Source organism: Limnohabitans sp. TS-CS-82, from assembly GCF_002943475.1.
Genome location: NZ_PTQX01000019.1, coordinates 45,808 through 71,297, shown reverse-complemented (window position 1 = coordinate 71,297; position 25,490 = coordinate 45,808). Strand labels below are relative to the sequence as shown.

Below are 25,490 nucleotides of genomic sequence, written 5' to 3'. Positions count from 1 at the left end.
CATGAACATCTTTAAATACCTCTCCCACACTTTCGCTACTTTGTTGCTGGCATTGAGCTTTGGCTCGGTGCTAGCACAAGACATCAAAGTGGTCTACCACGTCAACACCGGCGTGGACACCGCTGCTGCCATCTTGGGCAATGTGCGCAACCACTTGAACGCAGACGCCACAGCCAAAATTGTGGTGGTCACACATGGCCCGGGCATCGACTTTTTGTTGGATGGCGCCAAAGACAACAAAGGCCGCGAGTTCAGCGGCATGGTGTCTGACTTGTCTGGCAAAGGTGTGCAATTTCGCGTGTGTAACAACACGTTGACCTCACGCAACATTGACGCCAACAAAGTGTCGATGGATGCCAAGATTGTTCCCTCGGGCGTGGCTGAAGTCGCCCGCTTGCAAGCCAAAGAAGGTCACGTGTATCTCAAGCCTTAAGGCCCTGATGCGTCCATCCAAAGAGCCGCATTCGCGGCTCTTTTCATTTCAAGCTCAGATATACGGTGTTGCCCGTACGTGAGTCATCGAATTTTCAAATGCTGTGATTTTTTCTACAGTGAGGCATGTGCAAACTCGTGCATTTGTTCCACACCAAAGAAAGCCTTACATGACACCCGTTGTGACACAAGTTCTCGTGAAGAAAAAGAAGCAACAAGCGCTTGCACGCCCAACAAGAACTCAAGAAGACCCCATCAACGAGCAGCAGATGTACTACAAAGATGTGGCTGGATTTTTCATCTTCTTATTGGTCGTTTTCACCGTGCTGATGATTTCGCTTTATACCTGAGGCGAGGTGAATCAACCCACGGTAGATAGAGGCATCAATGTTCCCAAATATTCAAAATGTGCCAGCGCTTTCTCTGCTGGCTCAATGAATTTCACACGGCGGTCGACCGTGTCGACAACCACACGGATCAATTCAGCATCTCGCAAGTTGTCAATTTTTCGGCTCACCGCAGACGGGCTGAGGAACAGTTCGTCTCGCAATTCCAGGGCTTGCATCATGGATAAAGGCTGATGCATCGCATATCGAACCGCAATGATTTCAAGCAACCTTTGCTCATCGGGTGGAATCAACAAAGGTTTTTGATCCGATAACCGAGCCTTGTGCACGGCCAATAAAAAATCTAAATATTTGAGTTTGACAGGTGCAAGCTTTGCACCTTGTTGCGGATCAGTCATAGAGATGACTGTAGAAACAATTCGCAATTTTGAAAATTCGATAAGCCACGTACGGGCTAGGCCGTACACCCAAAAGAATTAATGGGCACGCTCGATGTTCATGCGAACCAGCTCGGCCAATGTCTTGGCACCTAGTTTCTCCATCACGCGTCCTTTGTGCACTTCCACCGTGCGTGGGCTGATACCCAGCAAAGCACCCGCCTCGCGATGTGTCATGCCTTGGGCAATCGCCGTCATCACTTCACGCTCACGAGGCGTCAGCGTTTCAAACGACTGGATTCGAACGGTCGCCACCGCATTAGATTTGAGCCGCTCAAACGCACGTTCAATGGCGTCAAGCAACACCGGCATGACGACCGGTTTTTCAAGAAAGTCCACCGCTTGATTCAAAAAGGCGCGGCGCATCACATCCACATCAGCAAAGGCCGTGAGGAAAATCACCTCGACAGAGTGAGGCAGACCGCCTAACTTCTCCTGCAAATCCAGCCCACTCATGCCAGCCATATTCAAATCCAAAACCAAGCAGCAAGGCTTATCAGGCGCAGCGCTGAGAAAAGCCTCACTGCTTTCGTAGGTACGGCAATCAAACTCTTTGAGCCCGAGCATGATGGACAAGGAATCGCGCACAGACGCATCGTCGTCCACGATACAAACCAAACGGCTCTCATTCATCGACGCAATCTCCAAGGGGAAGAAGGATTTGAAAACATTTCTCAGGGTGCGCTTGGTAACGCAACACACCCCCGTTATTTTCAACCAATGAGCGACTCACCGACAAACCCAAACCCAAGCCATCTTTTTTCTTTGAATAAAAGGGCCTGAACACTTGGTCAGCCGCATCGGCATCTAACAAGGCACCGTGGTCGATCACACGGATGCTCAGCATCTGCTTTTCATCTGCACTGATGTGTACCGTGACTTGCCCCCCAGAGGGCGAGGCATCAATGGCATTCTTCAGCAAATTACCCAAAGCGGTGCTGATCTGTACACGGTCTACCAACACATGGTCTTCACGGTGTGTGTAGGCCGTCACCAAAGCAACCTCTGCCTTGGCCGCTTTTTGGGCGAAACGCGCCACGCACTCATCCACCAAGTGCCTGACTGAGGTGTCTTGCAAAGACGATGCGCCCGAAATGAAATAACTGCGCAAGCCCCGCACAATGTCTGTCGCACGCAAGGCCTCATTCACCACATTGCGCAGCATGGTGACAAGTTGCGTTTGCTGTGCATCTGTCATTTTTTCTTTTTGCAACTCGGTCAGCATGAGCGCCGATTCCGCATAAGCACTCAAAGCACTCATGGGTTGGTGCAGCTCATGCGCCAAGGACCCAGCCAACTCACCCGCCGCCACCAGTTGCAAACTGTCACGCAAGCGCTCTTCTGTGCGCAAGCGTTCATCCACCACTGTGCCAATGATGAGCCCCGTCAATGACAAACTGAGCATGACAATTTGCATGTCCATCAAATCAGCCGGTTGCACACCCACGCGCGTGGCAGAGAACACCAAAGGCAACTGAATGAGCGCTGCGACCAACGTGGCACCCGGCAGCGAATACGTCGCAGCAATCAAACCCAACACAAAGAACAGCGAGAAGAAATACTTCATCTGGTCTTCAATGGGCAATGTAAAAATCAGCCACAAACAAATGGCCAAGCCCAGCATGAGCGCCCAAAACAAAACACTGCGAAACATGTGCAGGTATTGCGCATGACGTCGCTTGTCAGCCGCGACAAAAAATAACGGCAACAACACCATCAAGCCCAACAAATCACCAATGAAGAAGCGGTGCACCGCGCCTAAGAAATCATGCGGTGACAACACACCAATCCAAGTCTGCGTGCCCACATACGCCATGGCAGTGAGCAAGGCGCCACCAAGAATCACACTGCCCAACACGAAAGCATCATGCCGATTGCGCAGCGCCGTGCGCTCTGCCAACGCCCATCGCAACGTGAAAGCGATCGCCGCGTAGCAGGTCACCAACACCGCATTGCCCAGCACCATGGCAGGTGACAAAAACAAAGTGCCACGAACCAAACTGTCAGACAGGCACAACGTGAGATAAACCCATGTCATCCATGAATTGCCAGCCCAAAAAAGAAACAACACCTCCAGCGCCGCAGGAGGGTTCCACGGCGTGATGTTCAGGTCACCAATGGGGTGGATGTAGCTGAGCTTGTCAACCGCAAAAAACAAGCACGAAAAAACCAGCGCGATGGCGATTTTTTTGAGGTTCAGCATCCCATGTTCAATGTGACAAATCGCTGTCAATGGCGATTTGCGTACACACCGCACGGCACAGCGTGACGACGCGCTCATTGATGATGCGGTAATAAATTTGCACCCCTTCGCGGCGACGTCCCAAAATTTTGGCTTTGAACAAGGTGTTCAAGTGCTGCGACATATTGGGTTGCGTGGTGTCGATTTCTTCAAGCAACTGCCCCACGTTTTTTTCTTCGTTGCACAAGCAGTTGATGATTTTCAAACGCATAGGCGCTGACATGACACGAAAGGTCTCGGCAGCCAAATCAAACATCACATCCAAATCTGCGCCTTCGGTGACAGCTTTTTTCGACGCCTTCGCAGAGGTCTTCACTGTTTTGGCGGCCACAGCTTGGGTGATCGTTTTTGCTTTGACGGGGGATGGGGTGGTCTTTTTGGTTGCCATAGGTTTAAAAGGATATCACTTGCACAAATCAGCGACTGAAGTTTGCAAGCTTTGCGCCCACTCGCGGCGGTTGCGACCATCGGCGTTTTGCTTGTCACCATAGCGCACTTGCGCAACCAAAGGTGGCGCACACAGCGTGCGCCACAACGAGCTGATCAAGGTGTCATGGTCGTGGTAGCAAGGGGCCAAGCTGCGTTCTTGCGTGTGTGCATCCATGAACTGCAGCGCCACGGGTTGAATCGGTGCTTCGGCAGAAATGGCGGCTTGCAACAAATTGGCATGAAACGGCAACACCGTGATGCCGTCGCCCGTTACGCCCTCTGGGAAAACCGCTAACACTTGGCCTTCACACAAAGCACGAGCCATTTGGTGCACCACGCGCATGGCATCGTTACGTGAGCCACGCTCGATGTAGAGCGAGCCACCGCCTGTGGTGAGCGCGCCCACCAAAGGCCAATCGCGGATTTCAGACTTCGCCACAAAGCGGCAATGGCAAGCGGCGTGCATCACCAAGATGTCGAGCCACGAAATATGGTTGGCCGCCATCAACACAGGGCCCTGCGCTGGATGACCTTTGACACGCACTTCAATGCCAATGATGGCCAACATGCCACGCGCCCACACCTCGACCGCGCGGGCTTGTTGCTCGTCGCTGAGTTTGGGGAATGCGGTGCGCACCATCCAATAGCCACACAAGACCTGCACGATGACACGCAGGAACTTGGCACTGGCGTGCAAGCTGCGCATCAAGCCGCTTGGTAAGCCACGCGGCCCGCCACCAAGGTTGCTTTGACGCGCGCGGGCAAAGACATGCCCGTCATGTCAAACGCAAACGGTGTGTGCTTGCCTTGGCTGTGCAGTGCATCGGGTGTGACGTGCCATTCGACCGTGGGGTCAAACACCACGAGGTCGGCCACGCCGCCCACATGCAACTGGCCCAAGCTGGTGCTTTGACCTTGCACTTTGCCCAACACTTTGGCGGGCTGTGCGGTCAGCACATCGAGCGCACGCAACACGCTGACCTTGCTGTCTTGCGCCCACTTGAGTGAGAGGCTGAGCAACAGCTCCAAGCCCGTCGCGCCAGACTCGGCTTCGGCAAATGGCAGGGCCTTGCCATCGTTGTCGACCGGTGTGTGGTCAGACACCAAGGCATCCAGGGTGCCATCGGCCAATGCGGCACGCAAAGCTTCGCGGTCGCGCTGTTGGCGCAGCACAGGCGTCACGCGTGCGCGGCTGTCGAAGTAGCCAATGTCGTGGTCGCTCAGGTGCAGTGAGTTGATGCTCACGTCAGCTGTGACTGCCAAGCCTTCTTTCTTAGCAGCACGCACCAACTCGACGCCTTCAGCGCTAGAGATGCGACACAGGTGCACACGGGCTTTGGTACTGCGCATCAGCGCAAAGATGGTGTGCAAGGCAATAGTCTCTGCGGCCACTGGCACGCCGCCCAAACCCAAACGGGTGGCGAGCGGGCCGCTGGCTGCAACGCCTTTGCCCAAATGCACTTCTTGCGGGCGCAGCCACACGGTGTAGCCAAAGGTAGCCGCGTATTGCAAAGCGCGTTGCAACACTTGGGTGTTTTCCAACGGCACTTCGGCTTGGCTAAAGCCCACGCAGCCTGCATCGGTGAGGTCTGACATTTCGGTCAGCACTTCGCCCTTCAAACCGCGGGTGAGCGCGCCCAGCGGGAACACGCGTGCGCGGTGCAGTTTCTCGGCGCGGAACTTGAGCATTTCAATCAAGCCTGGCTCGTCCAACACGGGGTCGGTGTCGGGTGGGCACACGAGGCTGGTCACACCACCGGCCACAGCGGCCATGAGCTCGGAAGCCAGCATGCCTTCGTGTTCGTAGCCGGGTTCGCGCAAACGCACTTGCAAGTCCACCAAGCCGGGGGCGACGATGCAGCCCTTGGCATCGATGGTTTGTTCAGCTTTGAAGTTCGTGGGCAATTTCTCGCCCGTCTTAGCGATGGCTACGATGTGGCCATCGGCCACCGCGACATCGGCAGTGTGGTCAAAGCCAGAGGCTGGGTCGATCACGCGACCGTTTTGAATCAGGATGTTCATGCTTCATTCCCCGCCACGATCGACATCACGGCCATACGTACAGCAATACCAAACGTCACCTGCGACAAGATGACACTTTGCGGGCCATCGACCACGGCAGATTCAATCTCCACACCTCTGTTGATGGGGCCCGGGTGCATCACGATGGCGTCGGGTTTGGCCAGTTGCAACTTTTCTTGCGTGAGGCCAAACGATTTGAAATACTCTTGGCTCGAGGGCAACAATGCGCCGCTCATGCGTTCGTTTTGTAAGCGCAGCATGATGATCACATCGCAGCCCTTGATGCCTTCTTCAAGGTTGTTAAACACCCGCACACCCATGGCGGACAAGTCGCTAGGCACCAAGGTCTTGGGGCCGACCACGCGCACTTCGGCACAGCCGAGTGTGGTGAGCGCGTGAATGTCAGAGCGCGCCACACGTGAGTGCAACACGTCGCCCACGATGGCCACCGTGAGGTTGGCAAAGTCGCCTTTGTAATGACGGATGGTGTACATGTCCAGCAAACCCTGTGTGGGGTGTGCGTGACGACCGTCACCAGCGTTGACCACGTGCACATGGGGCGCGACGTGTTCGGCAATCAGGTAAGGCGCACCCGACTCGCTGTGGCGCACCACAAAAATGTCGGCAGCCATCGCGCTCAGGTTGGCGATGGTGTCGAGCAACGACTCGCCTTTGGCTGCGGATGAACGCGCGATGTCCAGGTTGAACACGTCTGCCGACAAACGCGTGGCTGCGATCTCGAACGTGGTGCGTGTGCGTGTGCTGTTCTCGAAGAACAAGTTGAACACGCTCTTGCCACGCAAGAGTGGCACCTTCTTCACTTCGCGGTCGTTGACCGAGACGAAGTTGGCTGCGGTGTCGAGGATGTGCGTCAAGATATTGCGCGACAAACCTTCAGTGGAAAGCAGGTGAATCAGCTCGCCGTTTTTATTGAGTTGGGGGTTGCGTTTGTAAAGCACTTTGAATTAGCCCTTCACTGAGAAATTAAATTGGCCGTTGTCATCTTTGGTCAGCGCCAGCGATTGGGTGGCGGGCAGCGCCACGCGGGCTGCCGCGTAGTCGGCCTGAATGGGCAGCTCGCGGCCACCCCGGTCGACCAGCACAGCCAGCTGCACATGGGCAGGACGGCCGTAGTCAAACAACTCATTGAGCACGGCTCGAATGGTGCGGCCGGTGTACAGAACGTCGTCGAGCACGATGAGGTGTGCGCCGTTCACTTCAAACGGCAACTTGGTTTGGCCGCCATCGGCTAGGCCGCGTTGTGCAAAGTCGTCACGGTGCATGGCGGATGAAATGCTGCCGGCCTCGCCTTCGAGCTTCAAGTCCTTTTGCAAACGTGCAGCCAACCAAGCACCACCCGAGGTGATGCCCACCAAACGCGTATTTGCTGTGAGCATGCTGCGCACACCTTTGAGCAGCTCTTTGTACAAGCTCTCCGCATCCAGCATGAGGTTTCCGTGGGTACTCATAAGTTCTCTCGAAAAAATTGATTGAGGATGATGCAAGCCGATGCAGCGTCTGCATCTTTGGCGCCTTGGGCTTTTGCTTCGGTGGTGCTGTAACGCTCGTCCACTTCAAACACAGGCAGGTTGAAGCGGCCGTTGAGTTGGCGTGCAAATTTTTTGGCCTTGGCCGTGTTCTCGTGCGCCGCACCGTCAGGGTGATATGGCACACCCACCACCAGTGCGTCGGGCTGCCACTCGGCAATGCGTTTGGTGATAAGGGCCCAGCGTGCATCGCCTTCGGCATTGACCGTGGCTTGCGGTTGGGCTTCGCGCAGCATGCGGCTGCCATAGGCCACGCCGGTGCGTTTGACACCGAAGTCAAACGCGAGGAAAGATTGAAAGTGCGCTGGTACAGCTGGCTTTGGTGCAGAGACCAAAGGTGCTGCCGCTTGTGTGGTCACATCCAGCGCTGCGGTCATGAGTGCCCCACTTCGTTGGACAACATCCAAGGCTCGAGGCCCAGCAGCTTCATGGCACGTGCGTAGCGCTGCTCCACGGGTGTGTCAAAAATCACCGCCATGTCGGCGCCCACAGTCAGCCAACTGTTTTCAGCCAACTCCGACTCCAGCTGACCTTCACCCCAAGCTGAATAGCCCAGAGAAATCAGCACGCGTTTGGGGCCAGCGCCAATCGACAAAGCTTCGAGCACGTCTTTGGAAGTGGTCATCTCCAGGCCATCGAGGATGGTCATGGTGGAGGCGTAGACAGATGCTTTGTCGCTCACGGCGCTCAAAGCTGCGGCTTCTTGGGCGGCTTCGGTGGCAGCTTTATTTGCCTCTTGTTGCGCAGCCTCTGGAGCGGTGGCCGGTGGCGTCACTGCTACAGCCTCGCCTACATGCTGCACCTCATGACTCCACAAGGCATCGTGCAACACAAAGCCGCGCTCGGTGTGCACGGGGCCACCTTGCAACACAGGGGCATTCATCAGGTCTTGGCGATGCAAAGGCAGGTCGACTTTTTCAAACAACTCTTTCATCGACAACTCGCCAGGTTTGTTGATGACCAATCCCATCGCCCCGCGTTCGCTGTGCTCGCACACATAGACCACACTTTTGGCAAAAATCTCATCCTCCAAACTGGGCATTGCAATCAAAAAATGATGCGTCAGGTTGATGGAGAGAGAATCAGCGGTCATATGCCAATTTTAAAGGGTGAACATGCCTAAGCTCTCGCCTCATTCACCTCACGTCGACAAAGGTCTGATGTGGTTTCGACGCGACCTGCGCGCCTTTGACAACGCAGCGCTGTTTCACGCGCTCAAAAGCTGCAAGCAAGTCCATTGCGTGTTCGTGTTTGACAAGGCCATTTTGGACAGCCTGCCCCGCGCGGACCGCCGCGTGGAGTTCATCCGCGAGTCGCTGGTGGCGCTGGACGCCGAGCTGCATGCTGTGGCAGGCCAAGCCGGTGCGGGCCTGATCGTGCGCCACGCCGTAGCGGCTGACGAAGTGCCACGCCTCGCCCACGAACTGGGCGTGCAAGAGGTGTTTGCCAACCACGACGACGAGCCAGATGCATTGACCCGCGATGCCCAAGTGCGTGGCGGCTTAGCCAACTTTGGTATTGGTTTTCAAACCTTCAAAGACCATGTGATTTTTGAGCGCAGCGAGGTGCTGACCCAAATGGGCAAGCCCTACGGCGTGTTCACGCCCTACAAAAACGCATGGCTGCAAAAGGTGAACGACTTTTATTTGAAGTCCTACCCCGTGGGCAAATACATCAAAGCCTTGGCAGCGCGGCCCAAGGCCTACCAAGTGCCCGTGCCTAGCTTGGCCGACATTGGCTTTGAAGCCACCAACCTCAGCAGCCTCCACGTGCCCACCGGCAGTCCCGGCGGCTTGGCCCTGTTTGAAGATTTCTTTGACCGCATGGACAAGTACGACGAAACCCGTAACTTCCCCGCCATCAAAGGCCCCAGCTACTTGGGCGTGCATTTGCGCTTTGGCACCGTGTCGATTCGCCAACTGGCATCCACCGCCTACAAGCGCATGTTGGTGGGCTCAACCGGTGCAGAGATTTGGCTATCCGAGCTGGTGTGGCGCGATTTTTATCACCAAATCTTGCACCACCACCCGCGTGTGGTGACGGGGGCGTTCAAGCCCGAATACAACGACATCAAGTGGGATCACCACAAACATGCCAAAGAGCTGTTTGCCGCCTGGTGCGAAGGCCGCACCGGTTACCCGTTGGTGGACGCAGCGATGGCGCAAATCAACCAAACCGGCTACATGCACAACCGCCTGCGCATGGTGGTGGCGAGCTTCTTGACCAAAGACCTTGGCATTGATTGGCGCTGGGGCGAGCGCTACTTTGCCGAGCACCTGAATGACTTTGACCTCGCTGCCAACAACGGCGGCTGGCAGTGGGCCAGCTCCAGCGGCTGCGATGCACAGCCCTACTTCCGCATCTTCAACCCCACCAACCAAAGCGAAAAGTTTGACCCCGAAGGTAAGTTCATTCGCCGCTATGTGCCCGCGCTGGCGAAGCTCAACAACAAAGCCATCCACGCGCCGTGGTTGGCCAAACCTTTGGAATTAGAAGAAGCGGGGTTGGTGCTGGGGCGCGATTACCCAAGGCCCATCGTCGATCACGCCGAGGCGCGTGCGCACACGCTGGAGCGGTATGCAGTCGTGAAAAAGGTGAAATAAGGAGCGAAGCAGGAGATCAAAGGCTAATCGCCCCGACAGCGCGTAAGCGCTGTCACTCTCTTTAGTCGCAGTAGATCAAAGCCTATTCGCCTTTGAGGGCTGCCAATACTTGCGCCTGCGGCTCGCGCATGCTGCCCACTGCAAAGTGCTGCAGCAAGCGACTCACCTCTTGGGCGCCGCTCAGGCTGGTTTTGATGTCGTCGGCCACGCGCTTGGCGCGCAGGCGGGCCAGTTGCACCGCCAATGAATCGGCCACTTGTTGCACCGCAGTCAGCTGCACATCTAGCGCGAGCTGAGCCATGGTTTGCACATCCAGTTGCACCTCGACGGGCATGTCGGACTCAGGAGACTCTGACCAATCGTTGAGGATGCTGACCAAGCGCTGCGAAATCACATCGGCCTGCTCTAAAAACAGCAGATGGTTAATGACTTGCAAGCTGTCGTCGATGGGTTTGTCATGCTCGTTGAACTGCTCGCGCAGCTGCAAACCACTCAGCACCTGCGAGGCGGCACTGGCCTCGGACTCTTCAATGCTGCGGTTGGGGGCCAAGCGCAGGCCTTCAAAAAAATGGGTGGCCAGCGACCAAAAAGTGCGCCAGCCGGGCATGGTCTCAGCGTCTAGCTGACGCTGACACAGCAGCTCCAACTGTCTGGCCGCATGCGTATCCACCGCTGGGCGCTGGCGCAGCAAGGCCAACACATGGCTTTCAAACTGCGCACGAACGTCCATGGTGATTAGATTTGCACCATTTCAAAATCTTCTTTGCGTGCGCCGCATTCTGGACAGGTCCAGTTCATGGGCACATCGGCCCACGCGGTGCCAGCAGCAATGCCGTGTTCGGGTGCACCAGCCTCTTCGTCGTAAATCCATCCACAAATCAGACACATCCAGGTATTAGCCACAGTATTTCTTTCGTCAACGCATAGAATGAAAAGCATTGTATCGACCCACTCATGGCGCCAGAAAACACCCCTCTCTCCACCGAAATTGCCTTGTCTGACGAGACCAGTGGCGCGCCCCCGTGCGTGCTGGTGTTCAACGCCAACGACCCCAGCGGTGCGGGTGGCTTGTCAGCTGACGTTTTGGCTGCCGGTTCTGTGGGCGCCCACGCGCTGCCCGTGGTGACGGGCGCCTACATGCGCGACACGGCTGAAATTTTTGACCACATCGCCTTTGACGACGACGCCGTGGCCGAACAAGCCCGCAGCGTGCTGGAAGACATGAGCGTGCAAATCATCAAAGTAGGTTTTTGCGGCAACCCAGACAACCTGAGCGTGATTGCCGCAATCAGCACCGACTATGCCGAAGTGCCCGTCATCGCATACATGCCCAACCTCTCGTGGTGGGAAGACGAAAAGATTGACGCTTACTTAGACGCCTTTCGCGAACTCATACTGCCCCAAACCACCGTGCTGGTGGGCAACCACAACACCTTGTGGCGCTGGCTGTTGCCCGACTGGAGCAACGAGAAAAGCCCCAGCCCACGGGACATTGCACGCGCCGCCGCCGAAGTGGGCGTGCCCTATGTGTTGGTGACGGGCATCAACCACCCCGACCAACACATTGAAAACGCCTTGGCCACCGCCCACACCGTGATGGTGAGCGAACGCTTTGAACGCTTTGACGCCGTGTTCTCGGGCGCGGGCGACACCCTCAGCATCACGCTGGCGGCCGTGTTGGCCGCAGGCACCGACCTAGAGCTGGCCACCCGCGAAGCGCTGAACTACCTCGACCAAAGCCTCAACAACGGCTTTCGGCCTGGCATGGGCCGCATCGTGCCTGACCGCATGTTTTGGGCCGAAGAAGATGAAGAAGGCGAAGAAACAGATGGTCTGCCAGCTACCGCAGAAGACTTCTCGCTGCCACGCCACGAAACCAAACATTGATACCAAAGACCATGACCGATTTGAACCAAACCCTGTTTGACCGCGCTGCCAAAGTCATCCCCGGTGGCGTGAACTCGCCTGTGCGCGCGTTTCGCGCCGTGGGCGGCACACCCCGCTTTGTGCAACGCGCACAAGGCGCTTACTTTTGGGATGCCAATGGCCAAAAGTACATCGACTACATCGGCTCTTGGGGCCCCATGATTTTGGGCCACGGCAACGCGACGGTGCTGGAGGCTGTTCAAAAGGCTGCCTTAGATGGTTTCTCATTTGGCGCCCCCACCGAGCGCGAGATTGAACTGGCTGAAGAAATTTTGAAGCATGTGCCTTCTATGGAAATGGTGCGCTTGGTCAGCTCGGGCACCGAAGCGGGCATGAGCGCCTTGCGCTTGGCACGCGGCGCAACGGGCCGCAACAAGTTCATCAAGTTTGAAGGCTGCTACCACGGCCACGCTGATGCGCTGTTGGTCAAAGCAGGCTCTGGTCTCGCCACCTTTGGCAACCCCACCAGCGCAGGCGTGCCACCAGAAGTTGTGCGCGACACCTTGGTGCTGGAGTACAACAACATCCCCCAACTCGAAGAAGCATTTGCCCTGCACGGCAAAGAACTGGCCTGCGTGATGATTGAACCCATCGCCGGCAATATGAACTTTGTGCGTGCATCAGTCCCATTCATGAAACGCTGCCGCGAGCTGTGCACCGAGTACGGCGCACTGTTTGTGTTTGACGAAGTGATGACCGGTTTCCGCGTCGCGTTGGGCAGCGCCCAAAGCGTGTACGCCAAACTCATTCCTGGCTTCAAGCCCGACGTGACCGTGCTGGGCAAAGTCATTGGCGGCGGTATGCCGTTGGCCGCGTTTGGTGGCCCGCGCGCCATCATGCAGCAGCTGGCACCTGCTGGCCCTGTGTACCAAGCAGGCACCCTCAGCGGCAACCCGGTGGCCACCGCTTGCGGCTTGGCCACCTTGCGCGAAATTGCCAAGCCTGGTTTTTACGAAGCATTGGGTGCGCGCACACAAAGCTTGGTTGATGGCCTTACCGCAGCCGCGGCGAAAGCAGGCGTGCCATTCAGTGGCGACTGCCAAGGTGGCATGTTTGGTTTCTTCTTGTTGCCCGAATTGCCACAAAACTACGCCAAGGTCATGACCAGCGACAGCCCCAAGTTCAACAAGCTCTTCCATGGCTTGCTCGACCGTGGTGTGTACATCGCACCTGCGTTGTACGAAGCAGGCTTTGTGAGCGCAGCACACACTGAAGCTGATATTGCACAAACTGTGGCCGTAGCCGCTGAAGTGTTTGCACAGCTATGAAAAAACTTTTGCTCGCCTTAGCCGTTGTGGCCGCTGCGCCTGCAGCGCTGGCTGACATTTGGATCAACCCAGGTTTTTATTCGCACCATTTCGACAAATCAAAAAACCTGAACAACAGCAACACGGGCTTTGGCGTAGAGGCCACCATCAGCAGCACTTACTCACTCACAGCGGGTGTGTTTGAAAACAGCAACCGCGCCACCTCGCATTACGTGGGTGCGTATGTCATGCCATTCAAAGTCGGTGCGCTCAAAGCAGGCGCTGCAGTAGGAGCCTTTGATGGCTATCCCAAAATGCGCAACGGTGGCTGGTTTCCAGCAGTGGTGCCCACCATGGCCATCGAAGGTCGACGCGTCGGCTTGAACATCAGCTTGATTCCCAAAGTCAGCGACAACGTCAACAGCGCTATTGCCTTTCAACTCAAATTCAACATCGCGCCGTAAGGCGTTTTCTTCTCTCGTCCTTCCCGGGCGCATTTCCCCACAAGGACTTTCATGAAAAAAACATTCCAGCTCCAAGTCGAAGGCAAACACCCAGAGCGTTTGCTTGAAGCCATCAAGCACGACATTCGCAAATACCTCAAGCGAGAGCGCCGTCGCGATGTACCCGAAGGCGCAGACTTCTGGGACTTCGATTGCAAATTTGGCTTGACCGAAGAAGCCGCCGAAGTGGTGCACTTGGCCAACGTCATCACCTGCATCGACAACGCTGTGGCGAATCAAGCCACACAGTTTTATGTGGAGCTGCTGGCCAAGCCCGGCGTGCGCACCAAGCGCCCTGCCAGCGAAGCGCTGGAACATCAAGAGCGCCACGCCTTTGACGGCTTGGATGATGACAACAACGATTGATCATGGATGGATGCTTGCGTTGATTGGCAAGCCACCACAAAAAAGCCACCTTCTCAGGTGGCTTTTTTTCGCTCGTTCAAAAGCTCCATGCTTATTCGTTTGATGAGTCAGCTTGCGCTGCCGCTGCAGCCGCACGCAGCTTGTCTTTCTTACTAGGCCGTGAACCTTTGATGCCGCCCGTGCCGTCATTCAGTGGTGATGCCGGTGGCGGTACTTCGATCGGCTCAAAGCCTTCCAGCACTTCAACGGGTAGTTGCACTTGGGCACGCTTTTGAATCAGCTGCCAATGCGCGAACGTGACCGCCGTCACAAAGCTCACGGCTTCGCCACTGGCACCCGCACGGCCTGTGCGACCAATGCGGTGGGTGTAGTCAGTGGCTGAGCGTGGCAGGTCGTAGTTGACCACCACGGGCAGCTGCGCAATGTCGATGCCGCGTGCCGCGAGGTCGGTGGTGACCACCACTTCCCAGCGCTCTTCCTTGAACTCGGCCAGCACATCTTGGCGTGCGCCTTGGCTCATCTCGCCATGAAACGCAGTGGCAAACACGCCCGCTTTGTAGAGCTTATTGGCCACATGCTCACACGCGTAACGCGTGGCAACAAACACCAACACACGCTTCCACGCATGGGTTTTGATGAGGTGACGAAGCAAGGCGGTGCGGCTTTTTTCGTCCACTTGAATTGCGCGTTGCGCGATGTCGGGCGCATGCGCTTCGGTGTGGGCAATGGTGACGCGCTCGGGGTTGTGCAGCAGCGCTTCGGCCAAGGTTTGCACCGCGGGCTCGAAGGTGGCGCTGAACAACAAGTTTTGTCGCTTGGCAGGCAGCAGCGCCAAGATGCGTTGCAACTCTTCGGCAAAGCCGAGATCGAGCAAGCGGTCGGCTTCGTCCAACACGAGGTGCTGCACTTGGCCGAGGTTCAGAGCGTTGTGGTCGACGATGTCGAGCAAACGGCCGGGGGTAGCAACCACCACATCAGCACCGCTGCGCAGGCTCATCATTTGGGGGTTGATCGACACGCCACCAAACAACGTGCCCACTTTGATGGACTGTGCGAGGGGCCGCGCCAAGTCGCGCAGCACATCGCTCACCTGTGTGGCGAGCTCGCGTGTGGGGACGAGCACCAGCACTTGGGTGGTGCGCTTCTTAGGTGCTTCGTCACGCGAGGCGGCTGTGGCCATGAGCAGCTGCAACACAGGCAGCACGTAGGCCGCCGTTTTGCCAGAGCCGGTTTGGGCTTGGGCCAATACATCGCGACCATTGAGCACGGGACCAATGGCTTGCGCCTGCACGGGCGTGGGAACCGTAAAGCCCGCTTGGGCGGCTGAGCTTTGCAGTTCGGCATTGAGGCCAAGTTGCGCGAAGCTAATGCCACCTTGTTCGTGGACTGACTCAAGCGTTGAGACTTGAGCCGAATTTGTAGTTAACGCTGCAGCCGTGGTGTTGGCCGCTTCGGATTGCGCCGCATCAAGCGGCGCGTTGGTGTGGTCAATGTTCAATGTGAGCGATCAATGACGGAAGTGACGCACACCGGTGAACACCATCGCTACGCCACGCTCGTTGGCCGCGTCGATAACTTCTTGGTCGCGCATCGAGCCACCGGGCTGGGCGACGCAAGTAGCGCCCGCATCCACCACCACGTCGAGGCCGTCGCGGAAAGGGAAGAAGGCGTCGCTGGCGACCACGGTGTGTTGCAGGCTCAGCTTCGCAGCTTCGGCCTTGATGCTGGCGATGCGTGCTGAATCGAGGCGGCTCATTTGGCCTGCACCCACGCCCATGGTCATGCCGTTTTTGCAGAACACGATGGCGTTGGACTTGACGAACTTGGCCACTTTCCAGGCGAACAGCAGGTCATGAAGTTCTTCAGGTGTGGGTTGTTTGACGGTGACGATTTTCAAATCAGCCAAAGCCAACTCGTGGTTGTCGGCGCTTTGCAGCAACAGGCCTGAGCCCACACGCTTGGTTTCGAGCGCGTTGCGCACGGCGCCGTAGTTGGCAGGCAAGACGATTTTCATCAAGCGCACATTCACTTTGCTCTTGAACACTTCCAGCGCTTCAGCGCTGAAGTCAGGGGCCATCAGCACTTCGACGAACTGCTTGCTCACCGCTTCGGCAGCGGCTTTGTCCACGGGACGGTTGAAAGCGATGATGCCGCCAAACGCGCTGGTAGGGTCGGTTTGGAAAGCCTTGCTGTAGGCCTCGAGCGGGTTCGCACCCACGGCCACGCCGCAGGGGTTGGCGTGTTTGACAATCACACAAGCTGAGCTATCGAAGCTCTTCACACATTCCCAAGCAGCATCGGCGTCGGCGATGTTGTTGTAGCTGAGTTCTTTGCCTTGCAGCTGCACGCCGGTGGCGAGCGAACCTGCTGCGGGGGCCAAGTCACGATACCAAGCAGCTTGCTGGTGGCTGTTTTCGCCGTAGCGCAGGTCTTGCACTTTGACGTATTGCTCGTTGAACTGGCCGCTGAATTGGGCGCGCTCGGGCACGTATTCTTCGCTCAGTTTTTCTGCTTCAAAGTTCACGCTCGAGAGGTAGTTGCTGATCGCGCCGTCGTATTGACTGATGCGGTTGAACGCAGCTACAGACAAAGCAAAGCGCAGTTTGTCGCTCAGTTTGCCATTGGCTTTGAGTTCAGCAATTACGTCGGCGTATTGGCTGGCGTCGGTGACGATGCCCACGTCTTTCCAGTTCTTGGCGGCAGAGCGCACCATGGCGGGGCCGCCGATGTCGATGTTCTCGATCGCGTCAGCCAGTGTGCAACCGGGCTTGGCCACGGTGGCTTCAAACGGATACAGGTTGACGATGAGCAAATCAATCGTGTCGATGTTGTGTGCCTTCAAAGCAGCCATGTGCTCGGGCGTGTCGCGACGCGCCAGCAAGCCGCCGTGCACTTTGGGGTGCAAGGTTTTCACACGGCCATCGAGCATTTCGGGGAAACCGGTGACTTCGGCCACTTCGGTCACGGGCAAGCCTTGTTCGGCCAAGAGCTTGGCAGTGCCGCCAGTGGAGATGAGGCCCACGCCCAAGGCGTGCAAGTCACGCGCGAGTTCGACGATACCGGTTTTGTCAGAGACGGAGATGAGTGCTTTCATTTGGGGCGCAGTCTTATTTGATGAGTTTGTGATCGAGAAGTTTTTTACGCAGCGTGTTGCGGTTGAGGCCCAGCCATTCGGCGGCGCGTGACTGGTTGTGGTCGGCGTGCTGCATCACCACTTCGAGCAGCGGTTTTTCAACGACGCGCACCATCATGTCGTGCATGTTGTCGGGCTCTGTGCCTTTGAGGTCGCGGAAATAGGTTTCGAGGCTGGCACGTACCACCTCTTCAATGTGTTTTTTACTCATGCAAAGCTAAGGGTTCTACTAATAAAACAGGTTCGGGCAAGCGCTCGTGCGCCTGCGCGAGGTCATCGAAGAAGGCAGCCACGGCGCGGTGTTGCGACGCGCTGTCTTCTAGGGTGTTCATGTGTTGGCGAAACGCCTCGCCACCAGGCAAGCTGCGGATGTACCAAGCAATGTGTTTGCGGGCGCTGCGCACGCCGGTGCTCTCGCCATACAGGGCGTAGTGCTCATCTAAGTGCGCCAGCAACAAGCGGCTCACCTCCTCCACCAAAGGCTGAGCCAAGTGCTCGCCCGTGGCCAAGTAGTGCGCGATCTCGCGGAATATCCAAGGGCGGCCTTGCGCGGCGCGGCCAATCATCAGCGCGTCTGCGCCGGTGAGCTTTAAAACTTCTTTGGCCTTTTCGGGCGAATCAATGTCGCCATTGGCCACCACGGGCACGCGCACGGCTTGCTTGACTGCTGTGATGGTGTCGTACTCGGCCAAGCCTTTGTAGCCCTGCTCGCGGGTGCGGCCATGCACGGTGATCATTTGCACGCCTGCGGCTTCGGCGGCGCGGGCCAAGGCCACGGCGTTTTTGTGCTCGTCGCACCAGCCGGTGCGCATCTTCAGCGTCACGGGCACGTTGTGAGGCTGCGCCGCATCGACCACGGCTTGCACGATGGACATGGCCAGTGGTTCGTCTTGCATCAAGGCCGAGCCCGCCCATTTGTTGCACACCTTCTTGGCGGGGCAACCCATGTTGATGTCGATGATTTGCGCACCGCGCTCAATGTTGTACACCGCCGCCTCAGCCATCATGGCCGCATCAGTACCGGCAATTTGCACGGCGATGGGGCCGCTCTCGCCCGTGTGGTCGGCTCGACGCGAGGTTTTGAGGCTGGTCCACAAGTCTTTGCGGGAGGTGACCATCTCACTCACCGCATAGCCCGCGCCCAACTGTTTGCACAACATGCGAAACGGGCGGTCGGTCACGCCAGCCATCGGCGCGACAAACAGGTTGTTTGCCAGTGTGTATGGACCGATGTGCATGGGGTGGGAAGAAGTGAGGGGTGCTTAAAAAGGAGGCGTCATTGTACCTGCCCAAAATTTCAGCATGTGGTCTAAAAATGACCATTTTGTAAGGCTTGGCGAAGAATGCGCACTTGTCGTCACTACACTGGCGGGCATGGAAATTTGGATGCAATCTGTGTTGGCCGCCTTGGCCCTGCCCGAATACGGCCTGAGCACCGTGTTTGTGGTGTCGCTGGTGTCAGCCACCTTGCTGCCCATGGGTTCGGAGCCCGTGGTGTTTGGCTTGGTCAAACTCAACCCCGAATTGTTTTGGCCCGCTGTTCTTGTGGCCACCGCTGGCAACACCATTGGCGGCGCTATCAGTTGGTGGATGGGCCACGGCGCGCACAAGGTGCGCGACAAACTGCGCCACCAAGAAACATCCGCCCAAGACGCCCGCGCTCTGCGCTGGCTGCACGCCTTAGGTCCCAAAGCGTGCTTACTCAGTTGGTTGCCTGGCGTGGGCGACCCGTTGTGCGCCGTGGCCGGCTGGCTGCGCCTGCCCTTTTGGCCCTGTGTGGCGTACATGGCGGTGGGCAAGTTTGCGCGGTACTTGGTGATGACAGGTGGGTTGCTTTGGGTGTTTCCGCAGCATTGGGGAATTGGTTAGTTCAACGCTTATTTCAGAAAAAATTTACATCTCTGGGTTAATCTTAAAATCCATGGTTTGCTGCATCCTTCCTTCGAAGGCAGCCCTTCTCCTACTCACGCCTCTTTAAATGTCTAACAACAACACCCCCGCCACGCCAGAAGCCGCTCCCGTCGACGAAAACCAACTCATTGCCGAGCGTCGTGAGAAGCTCAAGGCCATGCGCGAGCGTCAAGCTGCGGGCCAAGGCGTTGCCTTCCCGAACGATTTCAAACCCGCGCACCACGCCGCCACCTTGCATGAGCTGCATGGCGACAAGACCGCCGAGGTGTTGACCGAAGAAGGCCAGTTCGCCAAAGTGGCGGGCCGCATGATGCTCAAGCGCGTGATGGGCAAAGCCAGCTTTGCCACGCTGCAAGACAGCACAGGCCGCATTCAGATTTACGTCACACGCGATGACGTGAGCGAAGATCTCTACACCGATTTCAAACACTGGGATTTGGGTGACATCGTGGCTTGCGAAGGCAAGTTGTTCAAAACTCGCACCGGCGAGTTGTCGATTCACGCCACCAGCATCCGCATGCTGACCAAGAGCCTGCGCCCCATGCCCGACAAGTTCCACGGCGTGGCTGACCAAGAGATCAAATACCGCCAACGCTACGTCGATTTGATGACGGACGAAACCGCACGCAAGCGCTTTGTGGCGCGTAGCCGCGCGGTCAGCGGCATTCGCGACTTCATGGTGCAACACAACTTCCTCGAAGTTGAAACGCCCATGCTGCACCCCATCCCCGGCGGCGCAAATGCCAAGCCTTTCACCACGCACCACAACGCGCTGGACCAAGAAATGTTCTTGCGCATCGCGCCTGAGTTGTATTTGAAGCGCTTGATCGTGGGCGGCTTTGAGCGCGTGTTTGAGATCAACCGTAACTTCCGAAACGAAGGTATCTCGGTGCGCCACAACCCCGAGTTCACCATGATGGAGTTCTACGCTGCGTACTGGAACTACCAAGACCTGATGCACTTCACAGAAGAGCTGGTGCGTGACGCCGCCATGAAGGCCGCTGGCACATTGCTGCTGACCTACGGCGGCAAAGCGGTGGACCTGAGCCAACCTTTCGAGCGCCTCACGATTCGTGAAGCCATCCTCAAGCACACCGAAGCTGGCGACAACGTGGACAACGCCACATGGTTGATCAACGCTTTGCAAAAACTCGGTTTCAAAGAAGAGAAAGACAAACTCAGCACCCGTAGCTTGGCCAGCTTGCAAGTGATGTACTTTGAAGAGACGGTGGAAGACAAGCTGTGGCAGCCCACCTTCATCTGCGAGCACCCTGTCGAGATTTCACCCTTGGCCCGCGCCAGCGACAGCAAGCCCGATGTAACCGAGCGCTTTGAGCTCTACATCACAGGCCGCGAGTTTGGCAACGGCTTTAGCGAGTTGAACGACGCTGAGACCCAAGCCGCCCGCTTCCACGCCCAAGTGGCCGCCAAAGACAGCGGCGACGACGAAGCCATGTTTTACGACCACGACTTTGTGCGCGCCCTAGAGTACGGCATGCCCCCCACCGGCGGCTGCGGCATTGGCATTGACCGCTTGATGATGTTGTTGACCGACAGCCCAAGCATCCGCGACGTCATTCTGTTCCCTGCCTTGCGCCGCGAAGCATAAACACGCTGCGCAAAACAAAACGTCTCTTAGCGATTCGCTTAGAGGCGTTTTTTATTGGGCGTATTCAATTTAGAAAAACTGTTTGTACGCGATCGCGCCTAGGCCCACAAAAGCCAGCGCCAGCCCAACCACCATGAAGCGCAGTGTTTGACGCAAGCCACTCACGGCTGACACCAAGCCAGCGTTTTGCTCGGCCAGTTCGCTCACGGTTTGGGTGAGTTGTATTTGGCGCTGTTGCAGCGCGTCGATTTGCACAGCAGCCGCAAGCAAGCGGTTTTTCAACTCGCCCAAGCTCGGCACGTCATCGTGCATGTTGGGTGTGGCCATCGACGATGGCGCTACATCTGCAGGTTTTCGCGCCATCAAATCGCGCGCTTTTTCAAGCACACCGGGCGCGTGAGAAATCACATCCCCCCAAGGGATGACTTTGAGTGCAGAGAGCCAAGGGATTGCCATGCTTATTGGGGCTGAAAGCCGCTGTTCTTAATCAGCTTGGTCCACACCTGTGTGTAGGCGCGTTCGCGTTGCTCCAACTGGTGTGAGTTCATGTAGCCCACGGTCAAACCCATTTTGGTGAGCTGGTCGTGCACATCAGGCATGGCCAACACTTTGGACAAAGCAACGCCAAAGTGATTGATGGTGGCTTGCGGTGTGCCTGCGGGCGCGAAGATGCCGTAGTAAGGCATGTCGTCCAAACCGCTCAAGCCCAGTTCGCCAAAGGTGGGCACATCGGGCAACGCGGCTTGGCGCTTGGCACCCAACACGGCCACCACACGCACTTTGCCGGCCTTGTGGTTTTCAATAAAGTCAGGCACCGAGCCCACGCCTGCAGCAATTTGGTTGCCCAGCATGTCGGCCATCATGGGTGCGCTGCCGCGATATGGCGCAGAGACCAAATCGAGCTTGAACTTGTCGCCCACCACTTTCACCAAAAACTCAGGCGTTGAAGCAGGCGCTGGAATGCCCACTGCGCCTTTGCCGCCTTGGGTTTTGACCCAAGCGACGTATTCGTTGAATGACTTGGCAGGTGTGCCGCCCGACACGGCATAGGCGTTCACAAATGTGGCAAAACCAGCCACAGGTGCGAAGTCTTTCGATGGCTCATAGCCTGGGTTCTTGACCACCAAGGGCAAGATAGAAATGGTGTGGTCATGCGAGAGGAACAGCACTGTGCCATCCGCAGGTGCAGCCTTCAAAGCTTGTGCTGCCAACTGGCCACCCGCGCCGGGTTTGTTCTCCACCACCACAGTGGTGCCCAACTCGTCTTTGAGTTTGTCAGCCAAGATGCGGGCCACCGCATCGGTGCCGCCGCCGGGTGGGAAGCCCACCATCAGCTTGATGGGTTTGGCGTTTTGTGCAGCAGCCAAGCCGCAGCTCAAGGCCAAGGCTAGGACGGCAAAGTGACGACGTGAAGGAAACATGGCGGAACTCCTTTGAGAAAACAAATAGATCAAACTTGATCGGGATTATCAGCAGGTGCTACGCCGTCTGGATTTTGGCTGTGGTCTGGCTCTGCATCCATGTCTGGGTTCTGGCCAAACTCACCGTCGGGTGAGGTTTTACGCGCATCACGCTCGCGCAGCTTTTCTTCTTTTTTCTTCTTCTTGGCTAACTCGCGTTGGCGTTTTTCGTAGTTGTAATTAGGCGTTGCCATGTGAGCTTTCGTGAGTAGTGGTGAACGTGCGTGCGAATTAAGGCAACAGGTCCAAAGCCCGCAAGTATGCGGGGTGAGTCATCAGCGCGTCCCAAGCTAGCGGCGAAGTTTTAGGCAGCAGTGTGCGACGGCGTTGTTCGCTGGCGTCACTGGCGTGCCATTGGTTTTTAACGAGGCGTTCGGTTAAGCCTTCCAGCATCTCGTCCACCGCATGACCGTCGCCAATGCTTTGGTTGCACAAGAGCACAAGGTCGCAGCCTGCGTTGAGTGCAGTTACCGCGGCTTCGGCAAAGCTGACCGAGCGGCCTTCGATGCGGCGCGCGCCTTCCATCGACAAATCGTCGCTGAAGATCGCGCCATTGAAATGCAACTGACCGCGCAAGATGTCTTGCAACCAACGGGGCGAAAAGCCTGCGGGCAAGGCATCGACTTTGGGATAGATGACGTGTGCGGGCATCACGCTGGTGAGCGTGGTGGTGAGCCATTGGTAAGGCAAAGCACAGTCGCCCAAGATGGCTTTGAGGCTGCGCTTGTCCACGGGAATGTCCACATGCGAATCAGCCTTCACATAGCCGTGGCCTGGAAAGTGTTTGCCGCAGTTGGCCATGCCGGCCAGCAACAAACCGTGCATGACGTTCTTAGCCAGCGTGGTGGCCACGCGTGGGTCGCGGTGGAAGGAGCGGTCGCCAATCACGCCGCTCTCGCCGTGGTCGAGGTCGAGCACGGGGGTGAAGCTGAAGTCCACACCACAGGCACGCAGCTCGCTGGCCAGCACGTAGCCGCTGGCGGTGGCGGCGTCCATCGCTGCCATTGCGCCGCTGCCGTTCTTAAATTCCCCAGTGACGCCTTTTTGGTCTTTCATCCACAGCTCGCCCAAGGCGCGCATGGGCGGGATGTGCGTGAAGCCATCGTTGCGAAAGCGTTGCACGCGGCCGCCTTCGTGGTCTACACAAATGAGCAAGTCATCGCGCACGGCCTTGATGTCGGCGCACAGCTGGGTGAGCTGCTGGCGGTTGGCCCAATTGCGGCCAAACAAAATGACGCCGCCTGTGAGCGGGTGCAGCAAGCGCTTGCGGTCAGCCGCGGTGAGCTGCGTGCCAGCGATGTCAAGAATGAGGGGTGCGTGGTGAGACATAAATCGAATGTTCTTAGGCGGTGTGTGTTTCAACCACCACGTAGCTGGTGGCGTAGTCGGACTCGTCGCTCACGCTGACGTGGGCACTCAGACCTTTGGCTTCAAACCATTCTTTGAGCACGCCGTGCAGCACGATGGTGGGCTGGCCGCTGGGCAGCTTGGCCACTTCGCACAAGCGCCAGGTCATGGGCATGCGCATGCCCAACCCAATGGCTTTGCTGAAGGCTTCTTTGGCCGAGAAGCGCGTGGCCACATAACGCACACCGCGCTCGGGCCAACGCTCGCTGCGGGCGCGGTAGGTTTGCATTTCGTTGTCGCTCAGCACTTTTTGCGCAAAGCGTTCGCCGTGCTTGTCCAAAGACGCACGGATACGGCGAATGTCGCAAATGTCAGTGCCGATGCCGTAAATCATTTCTCGTCTCAAGCCTGCGGCATGCACGCGTTGTACGCGCGAATAGTTTCTGTGTAACCAATCTCTAACGCATCGGCAATCAGGGCGTGGCCAATCGATACCTCTTGCACACCAGGCACGGTAGTCAGAAAGGTGTGCAGGTTGTCGCGGTTCAGGTCGTGGCCGGCGTTGATGCCAAGGCCCACAGCCAAAGCAGCTTCGGCAGTGGCTTTGAATGCAGCCAAAGCTGAAGCTTGTTTAGGCGTGCCGTAGGTCGAGGCATAGGTCTCGGTGTAAAGCTCCACACGGTCAGCACCCACCGCTTTGGCTGCGGCCATGGCTTCGGGAATCGGGTCCATGAACAAGCTCACGCGCACGCCAAGCGCTTTGGCCTCATCAATCAGGGGCTTCAAGCGTTCAGCGTCTTGCGGAAAGGTCCAGCCGTGGTCGCTGGTGAATTGGCCTTCGCTGTCGGGCACAAAGGTCACTTGATGGGGACGCACCTCGCGCACAAAGTCCATCAGGTTGTGAAACGGGTTGCCTTCGATGTTGAACTCGCGGTCGGGCCAAGCTTTGAGCAAGGCAGCCAAGTCGTGCACATCGCCAGCGCGGATGTGGCGCTCGTCAGGCCTTGGATGCACGGTGATGCCCGCAGCGCCCGCCTCTAGGCACAGCGTGGCTGCGCGTGTGACGCTGGGAATACCCAAATGGCGCGTGTTGCGCACCAAAGCCACTTTGTTGAGGTTGACCGATAGCGCTGTTTTTGTGTGTTTGGACATTGAGTAAATCAAAGGGATTGCAGGTCAATCATCATCTGCCGTGTGCGCAGTGTTTTGACCCCGCAATGGTAGTGCAGCAAGGCCCGTAGCTGGCCCTGCAAGGCGTTGCGTTGCTCGGGTGGCATCTCGGCACACAAACGCAGCGTGGCGGTGAATGGCGCGTCTGTCGACAGGCTGTCGTGCAGCTGTAGCCACACGCTGCCCGCCAAGCCTGTGCGGTCTTGCGCGTTGTGCGTGCGTAGGCCGCCTTCGGCCACCAGCACATACAAGGCGTCGGGCTGCAAAGGGCTCAGGGTCAAGGTTTGCGCGTTGAGCTCGGGCAAGAAGCCAATGTCGCGCAACAGCAGCAGCTCAAAGGCGCGCAGCGCGGGGGCAATCGTGCCCTCGTGGCCCGAGGCAAGCACTTGCACCACTTGGCGGTATAGGTCAAACAAACTGGGGTGCGGGTCGTCACGCGCCAGCAGGCGAAGCAACAACTCGTTGATGTAGTAGCCAGACAGCAGCGCCTCGCCCGTGGGCATGATGTGGCCACCCACCCATTCAGCGCCCTTCAAGGTACGAATTTCGGCATCGCCCGAATAGCTGACGTATAGCGGCTGCAAAGGCAGCAACACGGGGCGAAAGTTGGAGGTCGGTTTTTTAGCGCCTTTGGCCACCAAAGCCACCCGACCAAAGTGGCGGGTGAAGGTTTCCAAAATCAAACTGGACTCACTCCAGTCGTAGCGGTGCACCACGAACGCGGGCTCGTCCTGAATGCGGGGAATGCCCCGCGACATC

32 protein-coding genes are annotated in these 25,490 nt (G+C 57.3%); 9 read left to right on the top strand and 23 right to left on the bottom strand.

Annotated elements, in window-relative coordinates; genetic code table 11:
- Window position 1: 1 nt before the first annotated feature.
- Both C5F52_RS26605 and C5F52_RS26600 read left to right on the top strand, forming a co-directional pair.
- Window positions 2-433, top strand: a complete 432-nt coding sequence (locus C5F52_RS26605) for a DsrE family protein (protein WP_104801396.1) — start codon at window positions 2-4, stop codon at window positions 431-433.
- A gap of 127 nt (window positions 434-560) precedes the next feature.
- Complete coding sequence (locus C5F52_RS26600) at window positions 561-782, top strand: hypothetical protein (RefSeq protein ID WP_161499774.1); 222 nt, start codon at window positions 561-563, stop codon at window positions 780-782.
- Between the two features lie 11 nt (window positions 783-793).
- Here the strand turns inward: C5F52_RS26600 and C5F52_RS26595 are convergent, their stop codons facing one another.
- From C5F52_RS26595 to C5F52_RS26550, 10 genes are all read right to left on the bottom strand, one after another.
- Window positions 794-1,177: a MarR family transcriptional regulator gene (locus tag C5F52_RS26595; protein ID WP_104801394.1), complete on the bottom strand. Its 384-nt coding sequence runs from the start codon at window positions 1,175-1,177 to the stop codon at window positions 794-796.
- 78 nt (window positions 1,178-1,255) lie between these two features.
- Entirely contained in the window at window positions 1,256-1,849 is a 594-nt protein-coding gene (locus C5F52_RS26590; RefSeq protein WP_104801393.1) for a response regulator transcription factor, read from the bottom strand.
- Complete coding sequence (locus C5F52_RS26585) at window positions 1,842-3,419, bottom strand: sensor histidine kinase (RefSeq protein ID WP_161499773.1); 1,578 nt, start codon at window positions 3,417-3,419, stop codon at window positions 1,842-1,844. Before C5F52_RS26585 ends, C5F52_RS26590 begins: the two co-directional genes overlap by 8 nt.
- A 7-nt stretch (window positions 3,420-3,426) precedes the next feature.
- On the bottom strand, window positions 3,427-3,714 hold the full coding sequence (locus C5F52_RS26580; RefSeq protein WP_104801433.1) for a metalloregulator ArsR/SmtB family transcription factor: 288 nt from the start codon (window positions 3,712-3,714) through the stop codon (window positions 3,427-3,429).
- Between the two features lie 147 nt (window positions 3,715-3,861).
- Window positions 3,862-4,593 carry a 1-acyl-sn-glycerol-3-phosphate acyltransferase gene (locus C5F52_RS26575; protein WP_104801391.1) on the bottom strand — a complete coding sequence of 244 codons (732 nt, stop codon included), beginning with the start codon at window positions 4,591-4,593 and terminating at the stop codon, window positions 3,862-3,864.
- Window positions 4,593-5,909 (bottom strand): dihydroorotase, encoded by a 1,317-nt coding sequence (locus C5F52_RS26570; protein ID WP_104801390.1) that lies wholly within the window; start codon window positions 5,907-5,909, stop codon window positions 4,593-4,595. Before C5F52_RS26570 ends, C5F52_RS26575 begins: the two co-directional genes overlap by 1 nt.
- Window positions 5,906-6,868, bottom strand: a complete 963-nt coding sequence (locus C5F52_RS26565; protein WP_104801389.1) for an aspartate carbamoyltransferase catalytic subunit — start codon at window positions 6,866-6,868, stop codon at window positions 5,906-5,908. Before C5F52_RS26565 ends, C5F52_RS26570 begins: the two co-directional genes overlap by 4 nt.
- Before the next feature lie 6 nt (window positions 6,869-6,874).
- Window positions 6,875-7,378: a bifunctional pyr operon transcriptional regulator/uracil phosphoribosyltransferase PyrR gene (gene pyrR, locus C5F52_RS26560; protein ID WP_104801388.1), complete on the bottom strand. Its 504-nt coding sequence runs from the start codon at window positions 7,376-7,378 to the stop codon at window positions 6,875-6,877.
- Window positions 7,375-7,833 carry a Holliday junction resolvase RuvX gene (gene ruvX / locus C5F52_RS26555; RefSeq protein ID WP_104801387.1) on the bottom strand — a complete coding sequence of 153 codons (459 nt, stop codon included), beginning with the start codon at window positions 7,831-7,833 and terminating at the stop codon, window positions 7,375-7,377. Before ruvX ends, pyrR begins: the two co-directional genes overlap by 4 nt.
- The gene (locus C5F52_RS26550) at window positions 7,830-8,549 is read right to left on the bottom strand and encodes a YqgE/AlgH family protein (protein ID WP_104801386.1); all 720 of its coding nucleotides are present in this window, start codon (window positions 8,547-8,549) and stop codon (window positions 7,830-7,832) included. The genes ruvX and C5F52_RS26550 overlap by 4 nt, the downstream gene beginning before the upstream one ends.
- 67 nt (window positions 8,550-8,616) lie before the next feature.
- Here C5F52_RS26550 and C5F52_RS26545 point away from each other — a divergent pair, with 67 nt between their 5' ends.
- Window positions 8,617-10,059, top strand: a complete 1,443-nt coding sequence (locus C5F52_RS26545; protein ID WP_236658018.1) for a deoxyribodipyrimidine photo-lyase — start codon at window positions 8,617-8,619, stop codon at window positions 10,057-10,059.
- Window positions 10,060-10,141: 82 nt separating this feature from the next.
- Here the strand turns inward: C5F52_RS26545 and C5F52_RS26540 are convergent, their stop codons facing one another.
- Window positions 10,142-10,789 (bottom strand): hypothetical protein, encoded by a 648-nt coding sequence (locus tag C5F52_RS26540; protein ID WP_104801384.1) that lies wholly within the window; start codon window positions 10,787-10,789, stop codon window positions 10,142-10,144.
- A 5-nt stretch (window positions 10,790-10,794) separates the two neighbouring features.
- Window positions 10,795-10,998 carry a rubredoxin gene (locus tag C5F52_RS26535; RefSeq protein WP_104801383.1) on the bottom strand — a complete coding sequence of 68 codons (204 nt, stop codon included), beginning with the start codon at window positions 10,996-10,998 and terminating at the stop codon, window positions 10,795-10,797.
- A 15-nt stretch (window positions 10,999-11,013) separates the two neighbouring features.
- Between C5F52_RS26535 and C5F52_RS26530 the strand changes: the two genes are divergently transcribed.
- From C5F52_RS26530 to C5F52_RS26515, 4 genes are read left to right on the top strand one after another with little or no spacing between them, the layout of a single operon-like run.
- Window positions 11,014-11,946, top strand: coding sequence for a bifunctional hydroxymethylpyrimidine kinase/phosphomethylpyrimidine kinase (locus tag C5F52_RS26530; protein WP_104801382.1), 933 nt, complete (start codon window positions 11,014-11,016; stop codon window positions 11,944-11,946).
- Between the two features lie 11 nt (window positions 11,947-11,957).
- Window positions 11,958-13,253 (top strand): glutamate-1-semialdehyde 2,1-aminomutase, encoded by a 1,296-nt coding sequence (gene hemL / locus C5F52_RS26525; protein WP_104801381.1) that lies wholly within the window; start codon window positions 11,958-11,960, stop codon window positions 13,251-13,253.
- Entirely contained in the window at window positions 13,250-13,696 is a 447-nt protein-coding gene (locus tag C5F52_RS26520; RefSeq protein WP_104801380.1) for a hypothetical protein, read from the top strand. The genes hemL and C5F52_RS26520 overlap by 4 nt, the downstream gene beginning before the upstream one ends.
- A 51-nt stretch (window positions 13,697-13,747) precedes the next feature.
- On the top strand, window positions 13,748-14,101 hold the full coding sequence (locus C5F52_RS26515) for a DUF6172 family protein (protein ID WP_104801379.1): 354 nt from the start codon (window positions 13,748-13,750) through the stop codon (window positions 14,099-14,101).
- Between the two features lie 91 nt (window positions 14,102-14,192).
- Here C5F52_RS26515 and C5F52_RS26510 read toward each other — a convergent pair whose 3' ends face one another.
- From C5F52_RS26510 to dusB, 4 genes are all read right to left on the bottom strand, one after another.
- Window positions 14,193-15,470 carry a DEAD/DEAH box helicase gene (locus C5F52_RS26510; RefSeq protein WP_104801432.1) on the bottom strand — a complete coding sequence of 426 codons (1,278 nt, stop codon included), beginning with the start codon at window positions 15,468-15,470 and terminating at the stop codon, window positions 14,193-14,195.
- Between the two features lie 138 nt (window positions 15,471-15,608).
- A complete protein-coding gene (gene purH, locus C5F52_RS26505; RefSeq protein ID WP_104801378.1) occupies window positions 15,609-17,195 on the bottom strand; it encodes a bifunctional phosphoribosylaminoimidazolecarboxamide formyltransferase/IMP cyclohydrolase in 1,587 nt (528 codons plus the stop codon).
- 13 nt (window positions 17,196-17,208) lie between these two features.
- Window positions 17,209-17,445 (bottom strand): helix-turn-helix domain-containing protein, encoded by a 237-nt coding sequence (locus tag C5F52_RS26500; RefSeq protein ID WP_104801377.1) that lies wholly within the window; start codon window positions 17,443-17,445, stop codon window positions 17,209-17,211.
- Complete coding sequence (gene dusB, locus C5F52_RS26495; protein ID WP_104801376.1) at window positions 17,438-18,472, bottom strand: tRNA dihydrouridine synthase DusB; 1,035 nt, start codon at window positions 18,470-18,472, stop codon at window positions 17,438-17,440. Before dusB ends, C5F52_RS26500 begins: the two co-directional genes overlap by 8 nt.
- A 136-nt stretch (window positions 18,473-18,608) precedes the next feature.
- Between dusB and C5F52_RS26490 the strand changes: the two genes are divergently transcribed.
- On the top strand, window positions 18,609-19,103 hold the full coding sequence (locus C5F52_RS26490) for a YqaA family protein (RefSeq protein WP_104801375.1): 495 nt from the start codon (window positions 18,609-18,611) through the stop codon (window positions 19,101-19,103).
- Between the two features lie 109 nt (window positions 19,104-19,212).
- Window positions 19,213-20,754 carry a lysine--tRNA ligase gene (gene lysS, locus C5F52_RS26485; RefSeq protein ID WP_104801374.1) on the top strand — a complete coding sequence of 514 codons (1,542 nt, stop codon included), beginning with the start codon at window positions 19,213-19,215 and terminating at the stop codon, window positions 20,752-20,754.
- A 69-nt stretch (window positions 20,755-20,823) separates the two neighbouring features.
- On the opposite strand, the gene C5F52_RS26480 is transcribed toward lysS, so the two are convergent.
- The 7 genes from C5F52_RS26480 to recO are packed head-to-tail and all read right to left on the bottom strand — an operon-like array spanning window position 20,824 to window position 25,489.
- Entirely contained in the window at window positions 20,824-21,210 is a 387-nt protein-coding gene (locus C5F52_RS26480) for a hypothetical protein (protein ID WP_104801373.1), read from the bottom strand.
- Between the two features lie 2 nt (window positions 21,211-21,212).
- A complete protein-coding gene (locus C5F52_RS26475; protein ID WP_104801372.1) occupies window positions 21,213-22,175 on the bottom strand; it encodes a Bug family tripartite tricarboxylate transporter substrate binding protein in 963 nt (320 codons plus the stop codon).
- 29 nt (window positions 22,176-22,204) lie between these two features.
- Complete coding sequence (locus C5F52_RS26470; RefSeq protein WP_104801371.1) at window positions 22,205-22,408, bottom strand: hypothetical protein; 204 nt, start codon at window positions 22,406-22,408, stop codon at window positions 22,205-22,207.
- 37 nt (window positions 22,409-22,445) lie between these two features.
- On the bottom strand, window positions 22,446-23,543 hold the full coding sequence (gene nagZ, locus C5F52_RS26465; protein WP_104801370.1) for a beta-N-acetylhexosaminidase: 1,098 nt from the start codon (window positions 23,541-23,543) through the stop codon (window positions 22,446-22,448).
- A gap of 13 nt (window positions 23,544-23,556) precedes the next feature.
- On the bottom strand, window positions 23,557-23,955 hold the full coding sequence (gene acpS, locus C5F52_RS26460) for a holo-ACP synthase (RefSeq protein ID WP_104801369.1): 399 nt from the start codon (window positions 23,953-23,955) through the stop codon (window positions 23,557-23,559).
- Window positions 23,956-23,963: 8 nt separating this feature from the next.
- Window positions 23,964-24,713 (bottom strand): pyridoxine 5'-phosphate synthase, encoded by a 750-nt coding sequence (locus tag C5F52_RS26455; protein ID WP_104801368.1) that lies wholly within the window; start codon window positions 24,711-24,713, stop codon window positions 23,964-23,966.
- A gap of 8 nt (window positions 24,714-24,721) precedes the next feature.
- A complete protein-coding gene (gene recO, locus C5F52_RS26450) occupies window positions 24,722-25,489 on the bottom strand; it encodes a DNA repair protein RecO (protein WP_104801367.1) in 768 nt (255 codons plus the stop codon).
- Window position 25,490: the final 1 nt, after the last annotated feature.